We start from the raw sequence: 16,156 nt of genomic DNA, 5'->3' as shown, positions 1-16,156 counted from the left end.
AAAAGCCCTGAAATACGGGCAATAACCCTCAAAATTACCACAAAAAAACCGAATTTTTTCAATTATTTTTGTAATTAAATTTCCAAGCAAGATGCAGGGTTTATCCATCAAATTATCGCAACAGCAACGGCTTTCTCCGCAGCAAATTCAGCTGATTAAGTTGTTACAAATTCCGACTGCGGAATTGGCTGCGCGCATCGAAGCGGAGTTGGAAGAAAATCCGGCCTTGGAGGAGGGAATCTCCGAAGAGCGTTTGGAGGAGATGGGGGATCGTGAGACGGTAGATGATTTAGCGAATGATGAATTGGCGATCGACGATTATTTGCAGGATGATTATGCCGGGTATAAGATGGCGGGGGATTCTTACGATCCGAATGAGGAAATGCGGGATCGTCCGATGCCCACTGTCCCAAGTGCGGAGGAATTTCTATTGATGCAGATTGGGTTTGTGATTAGCAACGAGCGGGAACGCATCATCGCGGAGCAACTGATTGGTTCCTTGGAGGATGATGGGTATTTACGACGGAATATTGAGAGTATCGTCAATGACTTAGCCTTTACGGTGGGATTTGAAACGGATTACCAGGAAGTGGAATCGGTCTTACTAAAAGTGCAGCAATTGGACCCTGCGGGTATTGGTGCACGGGATTTACAGGAATGTTTGTCTTTGCAATTACATCGCAAACATTTGGTCGATGATGAGATTCTACAAATTGCGATTCGATTGATCGATCAATATTTTGATGAATTCTCCAAGAAGCATTATGCTGCCTTGCAGCAGAAACTCGGTGTGGATGAGACCCAATTAAAACAAGCCATCAAGGTGATTACCCATCTCAATCCCAAACCCGGTGGTTCGGATGCGGGGGAGGTGGCTCCCTTTCTTCAGCCCGATTTTATTGTTTCGCAAACAGAGGGCAAATTAGATATCAAACTTAATGGAAAGAATGCACCCGAATTGCGAGTGAGTAAATCTTTCCAAGAGATGTTGCAGACCTATTCGAAAGGGGATAAGCAGCAAAAAGATGTGAAGGAGGCTGTAACCTTTATTAAGCATAAATTGGATTCGGCGTCTTGGTTTATTCAGGCGATCCAACAGCGTCAGGGGACCTTGATGAAAACGATGGAATGCATTGTGGCCAAGCAAATGGATTTTTTCTTGACCGGGGATGACGCCAAATTACGCCCCCTTCGGATGAAGGAAATTGCCGATGTCATTGAAATGGATATTTCAACCGTTTCCCGTGTCGTTTCGGCTAAATCCGTCCAAACGGATTTTGGAATGTACCCCTTGAAGTATTTCTTCACGGAGGGAATTACGCATGAGTCGGGCGAGGATTTCTCTACCCGCGAGGTGAAAAATATCTTACGCGAGTTAATCGAAAATGAACCCGCAGCACATGCTTATTCGGATGAGGAATTGGAGGGTTTATTAGCTGAAAAAGGATTTGTTGTGAAGCGTCGGACGGTGGCTAAATACCGGGAGCAATTGGGGATTCCGGTCGCCCGACTTCGCCGGAAAATGGAATAATCCGTTTAGCCCCGTGTAGCATTTTTGTGATTTAATGTTACCTTGGAATCCCTTAACCTATTTACCATGAAAAAATTATTGATGCTAGGCATGTTCTTGCCGAGTTTTGCTTTTGCACAGGAAATCAAAGTACCTGCCGGTTTTCAAGTTTCTGAAATCGCCAAAGAATTGGGTGCGACACGACATTTAACGGTATCCAAGCAGGGGCATGTGTATGCCAAATTATCCAAATTAAAGGATGGGAATGGTATCGTTCAATTGAAAGATGCGAACCAAGACGGCGTGTTTGAAGACCAAAAATGGTTTGGGAATTATCCGGGAACGGGAATTATGATTGACCAAAACTTTTTCTACGCCGCTTCGAACAAAGGCGTTTTCCGCTATGCCTTGGATGCGAACGGAGAAATTGCGGATATCAATAAACCCGAAACCATCGTGGATGGTTTGCCGGATCACGGTCGGGATAATGCCAAACCCTTCGTGTTTGATCGGGATAAGAAACATATCTACGTGACCATCGGTTCATGGAATGATCCTTGTCGGGTCCCCGGAACCGGCCAAGGCATGAATCCATGCGCCATTTTGGATTCAGCTGGGGGTGTGTGGCAATTTGATGCGAATAAATTGAATCAGCGTTTTCAAGATGGTTTGCGTTATGCGACGGGTTTGAAGAATGCAGTGGGGATTACGTGGAACCAACAAACCAATAGTCTATTCGCGATGGCGCATGGACGTGGGCAATTCCATGATTTCTATCCGCAGTATTACACACCTCAGCAGTCGCAGGAGCTACCAGCTGAGGCGATGTATGAATTCAAAAAGGCTGGCGATGATGCCGGTTGGCCTTATATTTACTACGACCACAAGCAAAACAAAAAGATTGTCGCACCGGAATATGGAGGGGATGGCAAGAAAACAGGTGGGGAGAAAGCTTTAGATCCAGTGGTTGCTTTCCCGGCGCACATGGGACCGAATGATATCCTTTTTTATAGCGGGAATCAATTTCCAGCGAAATACAAGCATGGTGCGTTTATTGCCTTTCATGGCCAGTCGGCGGAATTAAAGAAAGGTTACTTGGTTGCATTTGTTCCCTTTAAGAATGGGAAACCGAGCGGCAAGTGGGAGATCTTTGCGGATAATTTTGCGGGAACGGATTTGGCGAAGCCGACCGGTCCGATCCAACATCGCCCGTGTGGATTAGCGGAAGGACCCGATGGTTCCTTGTATGTGAGCGATGATTTGGGAGGAAGTATCTACCGAATTCAGTATAAAAAATAAAAGCAAGTGCTTGTTTTCGATGGCTTTAGCGCAACGAAAGGCCTTTGTGGGATATTTTTTTTCAACGGAAAGTTTCCATTTTTAAAAAGTATTTCTACCTTTGCAATCCCGAAAGGGCAATGGTTGCGTAGCTCAACTGGATAGAGCATCTCACTACGGATGAGAAGGTTTGGGGTTCGAATCCCTACGCGACCACTGAAACAAAAGCATTTATCAGTCTCTGGTAAATGCTTTTTTTATTTCTTCTGCTCACAGTAAAAACGAAAAATCGATTTGAAAAGATTTACATTATATTTGATTGGACTTTAGTCTTGATTTTTAAGCGGCTGAGATTTTAATTTATAGGTGTATGAAATTTTGGAATAAATCCATTTTTCGGTGGCAATTAATAGCTTTTTTGGGAATTAGCGCCTTCGTTGGTTTTTCGTTACATACACATTTAGACGAGTTTATCCTTTTTGTCGATTTGGCTTATCGGAATCCCAACTATTTTCTCAATCAATTTCCGAATGGTTATCAGGCCTTTGTCAAACATTTTCCGCTGGGATTGGAGGCAAATTTGCCTTACGCATATTTGGGTAATGTGCAGCGCTTTCTTTTTTTACCATTTTATCTCCTCTTACCACTTGAATTAGCGAAACTCCTTTATTCGTTCACTTCGTTATTGGTTATCTATTATTTGATGATTGATACCTTCAAATTAAAAGGGTATCAGATTTGGATGCTGATTTTGTTTTTGCCGATGTATGTTACTGTCTTGCATGATAGTGGACCTGTGAATGTGGGGATCATTAGCTTTTTTCTTTCCAAACGTTTCGTAGAACGAATTTTTTCAGATATCAGCAAATGGGAAAGATTAATGTTCGGAGCTTTATTGGCCCTGCTTTGGTCTATTTCGTTTTTTGACAAGCAGTTTTATTTGTACCTGTTCCCGGGAGTCATTTTGTTTTCGCTAGCAAATATTCGTTGGGCCAATTTATTGAATTACCGAGTATGGGGTTTCATTTTGCCGGTCTTTGTTTTTTTGGTTTTTGTCGTCTTTTATTTGAAGGGTGAAACTCAAATAAAAGAGTATGAAGCGGGTCATCTTGTCTCGCGTATTGTCCCCACAAAATCTTTGTTGGGCGGCTCACCGGACGTAATTCTTTTACTTAAATTTATTCGGCATTTTCCCGATACGGTGCATTTATGGCCTAGTTTAGATGCGCTATTCCAAGAGCGTTTAATGACTTTTGCGACCTACCTGAATAGTTTCGACTTCAGTTTCTATTTAATTAGAAATTTGAATGTAAAGGAGTTTAAATTTATTACGCTTGGTTCGAATTTTTCAATAAGTACTTGGTTGTTTTTCTTAGCGCTAATTTCACTGTTTTGTAGTTATGTACTGAAAGTGATAAAGCGAGGAATAAAGCAGATAGAATTTAAAACCATCTTCTTTTTTCTTTCTTTTCTAACGCTATCATTTACGTTTATAATCCTAGGTAAAGTAAGGTCTCCTCATCATTTTATTTATTTGTGGATTCCATTATTTGGCTTTGTTTTTGATAATGGATATCGATTAGACCGAAGCTTACTTTTTTTAGTCTATTATTCATTCAATGTGATTTTAGGAGCCTATAATTTGGTTTTTAGTGGTCCTGAAGAACATATCGTGGATGATTATCAGTCGATCGTTTCTTATACGCGAAGGGACGATCCCTCCTTTCAGATCATCAATTTCGATAGTTGGAGTCATTCGTTTACGCGTGTATTAGATAATCCCAATAACCATTTAGTCACTTGGATTGATCTTCGAGATGAGCGTCAGTTAAACCAATTAATTCACCTTTCGGATTCGCTTCACCGACCGATCATTGAAGTCTCCCATCGATTGGATTGGGGGTATAAGGATAAACCTTTGTCGGTAAATGAGCGAATGAATTTTTTCAAACAAAAGGGATTTAAGGTGAAGCAAATAAATCGATCAACGAATATCCCTATTTTCATCATTCAACGCTAAACTAAATATCCTTTACTAATTTTATCTGAAAGGATATATGCTTCCTTTCTTGTGAATCCACGGTCTAATGGTAAATTTGTTTAAATTATAGATGCATGACTTCGATTACGGCCGTTATTTTAACGTTTAATGAAGAAAAACACATCGCTCGTTGCTTAGAAAGCTTAGGGGGTGTTTGTGATCGCATCTGTATTATTGACTCCAATTCGACGGATCGAACAGTTGAAATCGCGCAAGCGATGGGAGCAGAGATCTTTGTCCATGCTTGGGAAAATAATTATGCCAAGCAATTAAATTGGGGAATTCAGGCAGCGAATATTCAATCGCCCTGGACTCTTCGCATGGATGCGGATGAATATTTAAGTACGGAATTACAGGCGGAGATCAAACAATCCCTAGCCGCTATTTCACCAAAGATTTCAGGTATTGAATTTACTCGCAAAGTCTATTTTAAGGAGAAATGGATTCGTTTTGGAGGTTTTTACCCCATCCATTTGCTGCGTTTGTGGCGAAGTGGGATGGGCGAGTGCGAGCAAAGACTTATGGATGAGCACATCGTCTTACGTGAAGGAGCTACGATTCGATTTAAGGGGGATTTGATCGATGAAAATTTAAATTCTATCCATTGGTGGGTGTTAAAGCATAATAATTATGCCCGTCGCGAGGCTGCAGATGCTTTAAATCAAAAATATCAATTTGCCTTTACGACCGACCTGAGTGCCACAGGTTCCGGACAGGCTCACATCAAACGAATTGCCAAAAATAGCTTTTATAATCGTATGCCCTTGGGAATTCGTGCGATTTTGTATTTTATCTTTCGATTTGTTTTTCAGTTAGGCTTCTTAGATCATCCCAAAGTTTGGATTTTTCATTTTATGCAAGGGCTTTGGTATCGATTATTGGTCGATATCAATATTTATGAAGCTGAAAAAGAGGCTGCTCATGACCCTGAGCGATTAAAATCCATGATCGTGGAGAAATGGAAGATTGAATTATAGGATGAGACAGAAAGAACATTTATTGCATGTTTGTTCCTATTCCTATGAATCAGGTGGCCCCGCGAGTGTTATTTTAAATCATTCACAATTTCAAGTTGCCTCAGGTCTAGATGTTTCCATAGCAAGTTCAATGGAAGTGCATCATCACCCATACCCAACGGCGCCAGGCGTTCATCTGCATGTTTTCCGACCAAGTTTTTGGTCTCGGTTCTTGTCCGAATTTTCTTGGTCCTTGTTCTTTTGGTTTATTAAAAACCGAAACAAATACGATTACATTCACATTCATGGACTTTGGTATTTTGGCTCGATTCTTCCTTTTTTAGTTCCGAGTAGGGCGAAAAAAATCGTTACAGTACACGGTTTTCTTGACACCTATGCCTTCCAACGTTCCGCTTGGAAAAAGAGATTGTTGTGGAATTTAATCCAAAAACGTTATTTGCGCTCGGCGGATATGATTCATGTGATTAGTCGGGAAGAGGAACATATTCTCCTCCAATTATTTCCTGACCTTCGTTCAAAAATTGTTTTTATCCCCAATGGAATTTTGGATCCCATGGCGAGTGCAATCGAAGAACCAAGTGCAGAATTTGTGAATCGCATCCAAGGGATTCAACGTAATGGTTCGTTCGTATATTTGTTTTTGAGTCGGATCAATCGAAAAAAAGGCATCGATATCTTAGTGGATGCGTTCGAGCAATTAAGTAAGAAGCATGGAGAAAAGGTTCAATTAATTATTGCGGGACCGGTAGATGATTATTCCATTGCGCTACAGGAGCGCATGGCGAAGTATCCCTTAACGAATATTCATCTATTTGATGTCGTGACTGGGGCCAATAAGGCCTTTTTGCTCAATGAAGTTGATGCGTTTGTATTGCCCAGTTACTCCGAGGGATTTTCGATTGCGGCCTTGGAAGCATTGGCTTATTCCAAGCCTGCCATACTTAGTACGCGTGTTGGATTTGCAACCGAATTAATCTCAGCAAATGCGGCGTTGATTTGCGAGCCAGAATTGAATTCGTTGTATGCTGGATTGTCTCGAATATATTTAGAGGAGGATTATCGAAATCAATTAGGTTCGAATGCGCGCCGATTATTTTTGGATCACTACCAAATCAAACAGGTAGCTCAAGACTTTTTGATTGCGATGAAGCAAATTTAATTTAGTATCATTGCGTAATTCAATTCTCAACATGCGCATAATCAAGTACTTAATTCCTTTTTTGTTGTTTGCTGGGGCATTAATTTCCTATCAATCAAGTGGTTTATCTTGTTGGCTAAGCATCCTCTTTAGTTTCGCCTTTGTTCCCTTGGCTGAACTACTGCTTCCGGCCAATCAAGAAAATTTATCGGAAGATGATGAATTGAAGGCAAAGCAAAATAAGGCCTATGATGTAGTCTTGTATGTTGCGTTTGTATTGCAGTTGGTATGCTTGTATGTTTTTCTGGATAACATTGCGGATCCGACGATTTCAACGATTGATCGCGTGGGTCGGATATTGACTTGCGGGCTATTAGCAGGAATTTTTGGAATCAATTTAGCGCATGAGTTGGGGCACCGTGTGAAGGTTTACGAGCAAAATATGGCCAAGTTGTTGCTTTCTACCAGTCTTTACATGCATTTTTTCATTGAGCACAATAAGGGTCATCATACGCATGTAAGTACGCCAGAGGATCCGAGCACGGCAAAATACCAACAATCGCTTTATGCTTTTTTCTTGCAGACCATCCCAGGTACATATCGGAGTGCTTGGAAAATCATGCTTCAAGAATTGAAGAAGCAGGGGAAAGGGTTTTGGAGTCTTTCGAATGAAATGTTGCTCTACACCCTTTTTCAAATAGGTCTTTTGGTAGCGATCTATTTATATTTTGGTTCGGATACTTGCCTTTATTTTGTTCTGACTGCTATGATTGGCATGTTGTTGTTGGAAGCCGTCAATTACATTGAACATTATGGTTTAATGCGTGAACATAAAGAAACCGGTCGATTTGGCCGCGTTATGCCTGTGCATTCATGGAATAGCAACCACCTGTTGGGACGAATTTTACTGTTTGAATTAAGTCGGCACAGTGACCATCATTATTCCGCCTCACGTAAATATCAAATCTTACGTCATCATGAGGGAGCTCCTCAAATGCCGACTGGTTATCCGGGAATGTTAATTTTGGCACTGATTCCCCCACTGTTTTTTTCGGTAATGGATCGCCAAATGAGATTTTATGGGGTTTTGCCTAAAAAGAACGAACCGCTTTTACAAAGCATTTAAAATCCTTGAAATAGGATGCTTGTAGGCCAGTTTGGAGGTTGTGAGTCCACGCATTTTGCTTATCTATTTCCGTGGACGTCCAATACCACGAGGATTGAAAAATACTTCCCCCGCCAACTTTCTTGAGGTTTAACTTGGGGTGAATTAATTCAAATTCCTCCCGCGTAGGTAGGCGCCAATCTGAAAATCCCTCGACTTGAAGTGAATCGCAGGCTTTGATCGCTTCGTTGTAATCTAATTTTCCGAGATTTTGTATCGATGCGATAAGGCCGTGTCCATTTTTTTCATAAATCACATATCCTCCCATTTTAATGGGAGGTAGCTTCTTGCTTGGATTTTGTGCCAATGATTGAAATGCACAAAAACAAAGAAGGCTGAATATGAATAAGTTACGAATAGTCATAGGAGCTTACATCTTTACTAATAAATTCAAAATTAGGTAAAATAAATATCAGAGGAAATTTATTTGCACTTTTATCGTTTAAAATGCGGGATAATTTTGAAATAAAATTTGTATTATTGTAATAACCCTACAAGTACACTTTGTGTAGATGAAAAAACGATTCTTTTTATTTAGTTATTTAGTTGTTGCCGTGTTCTTTGTTAAGCCTTTCATTATTCATGGGCAGCAAACGACTAAAATTACTGACCCTTACGAGCATTTCCGTCGAGCAAAATCTTTTTTTGATGCGAATAACTTTACTGCGGCACAGGAGGAATTTCGTTTTTACTTGAAACATTTACAATCGCAGCCAGAATTACTGATCTCAGAGCGCACCACAGTGGAATACTACATCGCAATCTGTTCGATTTTTTCCATGCGTCCAGAGGCGGAAGTACAGGCTGTTAAATTTATTGCAGATCATCCGGAAAGCCCCTACACAGCTAAGTTAGTGACTGAAATTGGCGTGTTTTATTATGAGACGGGTGACTGGGCGAGGGCGATTAAATATCTGAGTAATTCTTCGCAAACTAATTTAGAGCACAAATATTACCTAGCCGTCTCTTACTACAAATCGAATCAGTACAAAGAGGCCTTGAATTTGTTTAATCTATTAAAGTTAGAATCTGAAGAAGAGTTTGCCCTTCCTGCTGCTTATTACTCTGGGGTGATGCATTTTCGGGAAGGTAAATATGAGACTGCGATTGAGGATTTTAAAATAGCTGTCGCAGATCCCAAGTATGCTACTGAAGCACCTGTTTGGATTAGTTCTGCCTACATGAAAATGAATCGTTACGCTGATTTAGTGACCTATGTAGAGCCTATATTACGCGATTCGACATACAAGCAATCTTCTGGAAACTTGGCTTCGATTATAGCAGAACTGCAATTTCAAAAGCAGGATTATGGAAGTGCTGCGAAAAGTTATGCGGTTGTATTTGAAAAGTCAGCGTCCCTGATGAATCGAGAACGCACCTATAAATATGCTTTCTCGCTGTACAAATCAAAGCAATATGAGGAAGCGCTTAAGTTCCTAGCCAAACCCAGTCGGCTGAAAGATTCGCTCGATCAAGAAATTGCGAAAACGCGCGCCTTAATTCTTATCGATCAAGCACAATGGGATTCGGCACTCCAAGCTTTGAAAGAGGTAGCTGCCATGCCATTTAATCCTGAACTTGCCGAGGAAGCGGTTCTTATGTCATTTAACCTATTACAACGGAATCAAAAATGGTCTGAACTTTTAAAGGAAATTAAAGACTACCAAAAGCGTAACCCTCAAAATAAGCATGCAGAGGTCCTTGTTTCTTATGCCCTCGAGGCATTGAATAAACAGAATAGCTTAAGTTCGATCGAGGATTTTATGCTCAATTTTCCGGTAGGAAAAGTGAAGTTTCAAGAGCTTTATCAAAGAACCTGTTACGCAATCGCGACATTGGCTTTCGATAAACATGATGACCGAAAGGCGATTACTTATTTTAAAAAATCGCTTGACTTTCCGGTGAATCGTGAAATGGCCTGGTATGCGCGTTATGCTCAAGCAGAAATGTTTGCCCGTAATAATCGTAATTCGGATGCCATCAAATTGTATATTCCTTTGTTGGCAGAAACCTCACTTCCAACCGGTTCGAAAGAACTAAGTCAGCGTATTCGTTTAAGTTTGACATATTCCTTCGCCTACATTACTTACTATGATCGTTCTTTGCAATATTTTGAAGAATATGTGGCGAATAAGCCTAGCGGGCAGCGTAGTGTCGATGATTTGCGTAATTTGGCAGAGATCTCCATTGCCAATGGGAATTTAGAAGGAGGGATGAAATTGTTTGATGAAGCAATCGCTCAGAACTCTCCCCAAACCAGCACAATAATTGATCGAAAAGCGGCGATCTATTACAATCTTCGCAAATTCAAGGAAGCCGCTGAAGTTTATCAAGCCTACCTAGCTAAATTTCCCAGTGATATCCAGTCGGATGCCGTATTTTACCGCTTGAATGAGGCAAAAAACCGCCAACAAAGTGAAGAACAATATGCGCAGGTAATAAAAAATACGGTTCAATTTTTGCAACAGAAGTCCCCGACAAATCCCTATTTTGCGCCGGTGCTACTTCTACGTGCCCAAGCCTACGAAAACACGAATCAATGGTTTTTAGCCATGGATGATTATGTTACGATTGTTCGCAAGTACACGACCGATTCATCGGCCAAAGAGGCCATTATCGGGGCAAATGAACTCTTAAAAAAGGCAGGCCGCTACGCTGAAGTACTTGAATTACAGCGTATTTATGCGACCCAGCATGGGGATGACCCAACCTTAGCAGATCAATGGTATGATATCTGCGCAGAAATGTTCCGTCAAGGTAAATACAAATTACTGGTTCCTGAATTGGTTCGATTCACGCAAGAATATCCAAGCTATCAGCAATCGGATGAATTGAATTACATGCTAGGTGTTTCCACCTACCATACGAAAGATTTAAACAATGCGGTGATTTATTTAAAACGGAGCCAACAAGGCGTATCCTTTGCAAATCGATCACAATATATGTTGGCGCTCGTTTACGAAGAACAAAAACATCTCGATTTAGCTGTTAATCAATTAGTTGACCTGAAAGCTAATATCAACTATCAAGATACCTTAACACGTGAAGTTCAAGATAAACTAAAACAAATTTATAGGCAGCAGGGTAAATTTGAAGCTTTGGCCAAACTTTGGGCTGATGTGGATGAAGCCGATTCAACTCGAAAGAGTCAATGGGCGTTTGATATTGGTCAATATGCCCTGGATGCTCAAGAATTTACCATAGCTAATCAATGGTTTGAAAAGGCTATCGCCCTCAATCTGGACGAAGTAGGCGGTCGGGCATCTCTTGCCATTGCGAAAATAAAAGCTTTGCAGAAAGATTGGAAAGCATCCAATGCATGGATTGTGGGGCAGTTTGTGCAAGCGGAATCGCGCTATTATCATTTGCCGGATTCGATTGTAGGGCTGGCTTATCTGCAAATGGCAGACAATTTTGTGCAATTAAAAAATCTGGTGCAGGCCAAAGCGATATTGCAGAGTGTGTTAAACAGCTCATCCGATGATGCGGTGAAGGTGTTAGCCAAGAAAAAAATGGACGAAATTCAATAAATGAAGCAACGAATTATTCTTTTTCTGGGTCTTGTAAGCTTGCCAGCAATGTTATTTGCGCAAGAATCTCGAATCGAACGTTCCGTCATCACGATTCCTAATACGACCCGTGCGGTAATGAATTTGAAGGTCACCGATCGTGCCTATTTACCCATGAAGTCATTTGGAAATTCGTTGGTTAATGTGCCCGACATTAAATTACGCGAATCAAATTGGCCCTTGGATTCGCTCCCTAAAATTCAGCCTCCTGCCGCGCAAGATATGCGCGCCAATGAAACCAACAAAACGGCCTATGGCGACAAATATTCAAATGCCGTAGAATTTGGTCTAGGTAACTACGGGCATACGTTATTTAATTTTGATGTTGGTCAAAGTAAGAAAGAAAATAAGTTTTTTGGTATGCATGTTCATCATGATGCCAATCAATTTGGGCCCGTAAAATCTGAATATTCCGCTCGAAGCGAAAATCAAATACGATTCGAAAATCGTTCCTTAGGAAAGGTTAATTATTGGGAAAGTACGTTGGGCTACCAACAACAGACGAATAACTTTTATGGTCTTTCTGAAATACCTACATTTCTTAAACAGTCCGATATCGAAGTAACCTATCGCCGATTTAATGCAGAAGGTAAAGTAAGTAGTGCCAAACAAGGGGGGAATACGGAATATTTGTTTCTTGTATCAGGAGACCAACTGCGGAACTCGTCTGATTTGTCAGAAACTGTGATCAGGGCGAAGGCCATATATGGATACAAGTTATCCGAGCATCTAAGATTTAAATTGGTTGGAGATTATATTTTTTCAGAATATAAGCCCAATTCGACTTTGCAAAAGTGGAATAGAAACTTACAACGGATAAATCCGCATTTGGCTTATAAAAGCTCTCGAGTAAGTTTAAATGCAGGTTTTCTCTATGCAACCGAATTTGATAATCCCTTGGTTGAAAAGACGAGTGTATTCCCTATGTTGCAAATGGATTTTGGGGCGTCAGACTACATCCATTTATTTGGTGGAATCGGTGGAGATGTACAATTTAATTCTTTGCAGTCTTTTCTTAATCAAAATCCATGGATGCGTATTCCAAGCCAACTGAAAAATACCAATCAAGTGGGCCATGTTTACGGTGGAATTAAAGGAATCGGCGAAAATAAAAAGATTGATTTTGAGGTGAAATATGATTACGCGGAATATTCTGATTTACCTTTCTTGATTAATGCGGTCGGGGCAAACAATAAATTTGATGTTCAATACCGAGGTGGATTAGAAAAAATCCAAGTAAGCAATTTTACGGGGAATTTGAATTTGAATTTCTCCTCGCAGTTTACGTCGAGCTTTAAATTCAATCACGTGATTCACCAGCAGTTAGGTGTCCAATTCCATGCCCCTCACGTTCCTTCGACGACCTTGTCGTGGACTAATTCCTGGCGCCTTTCTCCCAAAATCGTCATTTCACCGGATGTCTATTGGATGAAATCTTTATTTGCCCTAGAACCTGTCAAAAATCAGTTAATTCAGTTGGACGATATTTTGGATGTGAATTTTAAAATAAATTATTTTATCAAACGAAATATGAATCTGGGTTTATCAGGAAATAACCTGTTGGGAAAAAACTACCAACGCTATTACCAATACCAAGTTCAAGGATTAAACGCAACCCTTTCTTTTGCTTATTCTTTCTAACATGAAATACTTTTCAGTTCTTTTATTTGCTTGCCTATTGTGGTCTTGTGGATCTTCCGAAAAATCTGTAGATGTGTCACCTACGCAAATTCTAGATGAAGTATTAGCCTGTGGAGATTTGAAAGGTTTAACAGCTAAATATGGCCCAAGCAACGTAGTGGTAGACACGAATTGGGTCATGGGCGATGATACCCTGCAAGGTTCAATCATATTCCCTAATTCGACGAAACAAGTTTACGTATATTACCGAGAGGGACAAATTGTCGATGTGACGATTCATGGAGAAGCATCGGAATGGAAAACCAATTCAGGTTTGTACCTCGGCCTTCCCTTAAAGGAGGTTCAGAAACTAAATGGTAAGAATTTTACCTTATCGGGATTTAATTGGGCCCATGGGGGTGAAGTTGTTTCTTGGGAGGGTGGGAAATTAGCCAATGTGCATTTAGCGACATTTAGTAATTCGAAGAATCAACACGAAAGACTTTCGGATGCAGAATACGCGCAGATTTCAGGCCAAACGGAATTTGATGTACGTCATGAGGCAATTCAGAAACTCAATCCGGCCTTGGATATGATTTCCTTGATTAAGCCTTTCATTCCGAATAAAGAGGAAGGGAAATCAATTAGCAAGCGTATCTCTGCGAGTCAAATTCCGCCGACGAAATAATTGTCAGGACTTTAGTTTTGGATTGTTTTGGTGACGCTCCGCATCACGGATTGATTTCTTTTCCAGATTTTTATTCAGTGCTTCGGTCAGATTCACGCCTGTTTGATTCGCCAAACAGATCAACACGAAAAGTACATCCGCCATCTCATCGCCTAAATCCTTTTGTTTGTCGGATTCCTTTTCGGATTGTTCCCCATACCGACGGGCTATGATGCGTGCCACTTCACCTACTTCTTCAGTCAACATGGCCATGTTGGTGAGTTCGCTGAAATAACGAACGCCTACTGTCTTAATCCATTGATCTACTTGTGCTTGCGCCTCGTCTAATGTCATATTTAAGGATTTTTAGAATCGATGATAATGGTGACTGGACCGTCATTGCATAAACTTACCTGCATGTCCGCCCCAAAGACCCCCGTTTGAATCGGAGCTCCCAACACATTAGAAAGCTTTTGAATCATTTGCTCATACAAAGGGATGGCTTGCTCAGGTCGAGCTGCCGACATATAACTGGGTCGGTTTCCTTTGCGGGTATCGGCGTGTAGCGTAAATTGACTCACTAGTAAAATTTGTCCACCCACTTGCTCAAGCGAATAATTCATTTTCCCTTCTTCATCCGAAAAGATGCGTAAGCCATGAATTTTGCCTACTAAATAATCAACATCCGTAACGGTATCGTCTACACGTATCCCCAAAAGGACCACAAATCCTCGTTCTATAGCGGCATGCAATTGACCATCAATATGCAATTGGGCCGACGAAGTGCGTTGGATGACTGCAATCATTTCTTACAGCAAGAAATAAACAATTAGGAAATAGACTCCATAGCCCAAGATATCATTTGTTGTGGTGATGAAAGGCCCGGAAGCCACAGCTGGATTGATTTTTAACTGATTCAGCACCAGTGGCGTAACGGTACCCATCAGGGAGGCCAACATAACCACGGCAAATAAAGAAAGGGATACGGTGAATGAAAGCATGGTTTCCCCACTCGCTACGAGCATCGAGCAACCAAATGCAAAAATTGCTGCGATCAAAGCATTGATCAATGCCACAACAAATACCTTTTGAAGACGCTTCCATAATGTAGTGTCCAAGCCACTCTTATCTGCCAAAGATTGCACGATCAATGAAGATGATTGGATTCCCACGTTTCCTCCAGTTGATCCAATCAAAGGAATAAACGCTGAAATGGCGGGTAAAATAGCGATCGTATCGTCGAAACGATCGATGATTTTAGCAGCTAAAAAACTGCCGACCATCCCACCGATCAACCAAGGTAAACGCGAACGCACCAAGAGCCAAACGGAGTCATCTTCTTCTACATCCTCTGAGATACCGGCCATCACCTGAATATCTTCTTGGGCAGACTCTGTGATGAAATCGACCACGTCGTCAATCGTAATACGACCCAATAAACGTCCTTGAATATTCACGACTGGAATAGCTTCCAAATCGTATTTCTGCATCAAATCGGCTACTTCCTCTCCCGAACGATACGTTTGAACCGATACAATCTCATCGGCCTCATAAACGTCCTGAATCTTGGATCCTCGTTTCGCCAAAATGATTTTTTTCAAGGAAACCGTACCTAATAAAATGCCATCATCATCAACCACATACACGGAATAAACCTTCTCCACATCTTCGGCTTGTCGGCGAATCTCCTCCACACATTCCGTCACCGTCTGACTTACATTGATTTTAATCAACTCCTTCTGCATCAAACCTCCCGCACAATCCTCATCATAATGCATTAAGTCGATGATGAAGCGAGCCTGCTCACGGTCTTTGAGGAGTGCGATCACTTCCTCGCGTATACGAACGGGTTGTTCGTTCAAGATATCCACCGCATCATCGGAATCGACAATGTTGATGTATTCAGAAATCTCTTTGGAGGTAAAATTCTTTAAGAATTTTTTGCGGTCGTCACTATCTAATGTTGAAATAATTTCCGCCGCAATTTTTGTGTCAAGAAGTTGGACTAAATACTTTGCTTCCTCCCCATTCAATTCGTACAAGATGGAGGTGATATCTGCAGGGAATAGATCTTCGATTTTGGCAATAATCTCATCCTTCGCCTGATCCGTGATCAGCTGGCGAATTTCCTCAAGGAACTCCTTTGTGAGCTCAAACGGAAGGTGCTGTACGTTGATTTCTTCCATGGATG

General features: G+C 41.1%; 13 protein-coding genes and 1 tRNA gene. 10 read left to right on the top strand and 4 right to left on the bottom strand.

Translation table 11 applies throughout. The annotated features are described in order from the left end of the window. The first annotated feature begins 91 nt into the window (after positions 1 to 91). The 7 genes from rpoN to ACMH5P_RS03650 all read left to right on the top strand — a co-directional run bounded on the left by rpoN (position 92) and on the right by ACMH5P_RS03650 (position 8,070). On the top strand, positions 92 to 1,531 hold the full coding sequence (gene rpoN, locus ACMH5P_RS03680; RefSeq protein ID WP_459492959.1) for an RNA polymerase factor sigma-54: 1,440 nt from the start codon (positions 92 to 94) through the stop codon (positions 1,529 to 1,531). 66 nt (positions 1,532 to 1,597) lie between these two features. Continuing rightward, on the top strand, positions 1,598 to 2,809 hold the full coding sequence (locus ACMH5P_RS03675) for a PQQ-dependent sugar dehydrogenase (RefSeq protein ID WP_459492958.1): 1,212 nt from the start codon (positions 1,598 to 1,600) through the stop codon (positions 2,807 to 2,809). Between the two features lie 121 nt (positions 2,810 to 2,930). Then, positions 2,931 to 3,004, top strand: a tRNA-Arg gene (locus tag ACMH5P_RS03670). A 154-nt stretch (positions 3,005 to 3,158) separates the two neighbouring features. Further along, a complete protein-coding gene (locus tag ACMH5P_RS03665; protein ID WP_459492957.1) occupies positions 3,159 to 4,808 on the top strand; it encodes a hypothetical protein in 1,650 nt (549 codons plus the stop codon). 95 nt (positions 4,809 to 4,903) lie between these two features. Beyond that, positions 4,904 to 5,806 (top strand): glycosyltransferase family 2 protein, encoded by a 903-nt coding sequence (locus ACMH5P_RS03660; protein WP_459492956.1) that lies wholly within the window; start codon positions 4,904 to 4,906, stop codon positions 5,804 to 5,806. 1 nt (position 5,807) lies between these two features. Beyond that, positions 5,808 to 6,965 (top strand): glycosyltransferase, encoded by a 1,158-nt coding sequence (locus ACMH5P_RS03655; RefSeq protein ID WP_459492955.1) that lies wholly within the window; start codon positions 5,808 to 5,810, stop codon positions 6,963 to 6,965. A gap of 31 nt (positions 6,966 to 6,996) precedes the next feature. Further along, positions 6,997 to 8,070: an alkane 1-monooxygenase gene (locus ACMH5P_RS03650; protein WP_459492954.1), complete on the top strand. Its 1,074-nt coding sequence runs from the start codon at positions 6,997 to 6,999 to the stop codon at positions 8,068 to 8,070. Here ACMH5P_RS03650 and ACMH5P_RS03645 read toward each other — a convergent pair. Continuing rightward, the gene (locus ACMH5P_RS03645; RefSeq protein ID WP_459492953.1) at positions 8,036 to 8,473 is read right to left on the bottom strand and encodes an Lcl C-terminal domain-containing protein; all 438 of its coding nucleotides are present in this window, start codon (positions 8,471 to 8,473) and stop codon (positions 8,036 to 8,038) included. The genes ACMH5P_RS03650 and ACMH5P_RS03645 overlap by 35 nt on opposite strands. Before the next feature lie 148 nt (positions 8,474 to 8,621). On the opposite strand from ACMH5P_RS03645, the gene ACMH5P_RS03640 reads away from it, so the two are divergent. Genes ACMH5P_RS03640 through ACMH5P_RS03630 form a run of 3 tightly spaced genes read left to right on the top strand, consistent with a single transcriptional unit; the run spans position 8,622 to position 13,986 of the window. After that, positions 8,622 to 11,639, top strand: a complete 3,018-nt coding sequence (locus ACMH5P_RS03640) for a tetratricopeptide repeat protein (protein WP_459492952.1) — start codon at positions 8,622 to 8,624, stop codon at positions 11,637 to 11,639. After that, positions 11,640 to 13,319 (top strand): TonB-dependent receptor, encoded by a 1,680-nt coding sequence (locus ACMH5P_RS03635; protein ID WP_459492951.1) that lies wholly within the window; start codon positions 11,640 to 11,642, stop codon positions 13,317 to 13,319. A 1-nt stretch (position 13,320) separates the two neighbouring features. Then, positions 13,321 to 13,986: a hypothetical protein gene (locus ACMH5P_RS03630; protein ID WP_459492950.1), complete on the top strand. Its 666-nt coding sequence runs from the start codon at positions 13,321 to 13,323 to the stop codon at positions 13,984 to 13,986. Between the two features lie 3 nt (positions 13,987 to 13,989). Here ACMH5P_RS03630 and ACMH5P_RS03625 read toward each other — a convergent pair whose 3' ends face one another. From ACMH5P_RS03625 to mgtE, 3 genes are read right to left on the bottom strand one after another with little or no spacing between them, the layout of a single operon-like run. Further along, the gene (locus ACMH5P_RS03625) at positions 13,990 to 14,319 is read right to left on the bottom strand and encodes a nucleotide pyrophosphohydrolase (RefSeq protein ID WP_459492949.1); all 330 of its coding nucleotides are present in this window, start codon (positions 14,317 to 14,319) and stop codon (positions 13,990 to 13,992) included. 2 nt (positions 14,320 to 14,321) lie between these two features. Next, on the bottom strand, positions 14,322 to 14,771 hold the full coding sequence (dtd, locus tag ACMH5P_RS03620) for a D-aminoacyl-tRNA deacylase (protein ID WP_459492948.1): 450 nt from the start codon (positions 14,769 to 14,771) through the stop codon (positions 14,322 to 14,324). A gap of 3 nt (positions 14,772 to 14,774) precedes the next feature. Continuing rightward, complete coding sequence (gene mgtE, locus ACMH5P_RS03615; RefSeq protein WP_459492947.1) at positions 14,775 to 16,151, bottom strand: magnesium transporter; 1,377 nt, start codon at positions 16,149 to 16,151, stop codon at positions 14,775 to 14,777. Between the last annotated feature and the right edge of the window lie 5 nt (positions 16,152 to 16,156).

It is taken from the genome of Aquirufa sp. 5-AUSEE-100C1 (assembly GCF_054558655.1).
Note: the sequence above shows the minus strand (reverse complement) of the source record. Positions and strands in the feature narration are given on the sequence as shown.

Bases quoted from the DNA above. Each gene is read 5' to 3' on its own strand.
- ACMH5P_RS03665 (WP_459492957.1), top strand. From the start codon at position 3,159: ATGAAATTTTGGAATAAATCCATTTTTCGGTGGCAATTAATAGCTTTT.
- ACMH5P_RS03630 (WP_459492950.1), top strand. From the start codon at position 13,321: ATGAAATACTTTTCAGTTCTTTTATTTGCTTGCCTATTGTGGTCTTGT.
- ACMH5P_RS03660 (WP_459492956.1), top strand. From the start codon at position 4,904: ATGACTTCGATTACGGCCGTTATTTTAACGTTTAATGAAGAAAAACAC.
- rpoN (WP_459492959.1), top strand. From the start codon at position 92: ATGCAGGGTTTATCCATCAAATTATCGCAACAGCAACGGCTTTCTCCG.
- mgtE (WP_459492947.1), bottom strand. From the start codon at position 16,151: ATGGAAGAAATCAACGTACAGCACCTTCCGTTTGAGCTCACAAAGGAG.
- ACMH5P_RS03635 (WP_459492951.1), top strand. From the start codon at position 11,640: ATGAAGCAACGAATTATTCTTTTTCTGGGTCTTGTAAGCTTGCCAGCA.
- ACMH5P_RS03640 (WP_459492952.1), top strand. From the start codon at position 8,622: ATGAAAAAACGATTCTTTTTATTTAGTTATTTAGTTGTTGCCGTGTTC.
- ACMH5P_RS03650 (WP_459492954.1), top strand. From the start codon at position 6,997: ATGCGCATAATCAAGTACTTAATTCCTTTTTTGTTGTTTGCTGGGGCA.
- ACMH5P_RS03625 (WP_459492949.1), bottom strand. From the start codon at position 14,319: ATGACATTAGACGAGGCGCAAGCACAAGTAGATCAATGGATTAAGACA.
- ACMH5P_RS03655 (WP_459492955.1), top strand. From the start codon at position 5,808: ATGAGACAGAAAGAACATTTATTGCATGTTTGTTCCTATTCCTATGAA.
- ACMH5P_RS03675 (WP_459492958.1), top strand. From the start codon at position 1,598: ATGAAAAAATTATTGATGCTAGGCATGTTCTTGCCGAGTTTTGCTTTT.
- ACMH5P_RS03645 (WP_459492953.1), bottom strand. From the start codon at position 8,473: ATGACTATTCGTAACTTATTCATATTCAGCCTTCTTTGTTTTTGTGCA.
- dtd (WP_459492948.1), bottom strand. From the start codon at position 14,771: ATGATTGCAGTCATCCAACGCACTTCGTCGGCCCAATTGCATATTGAT.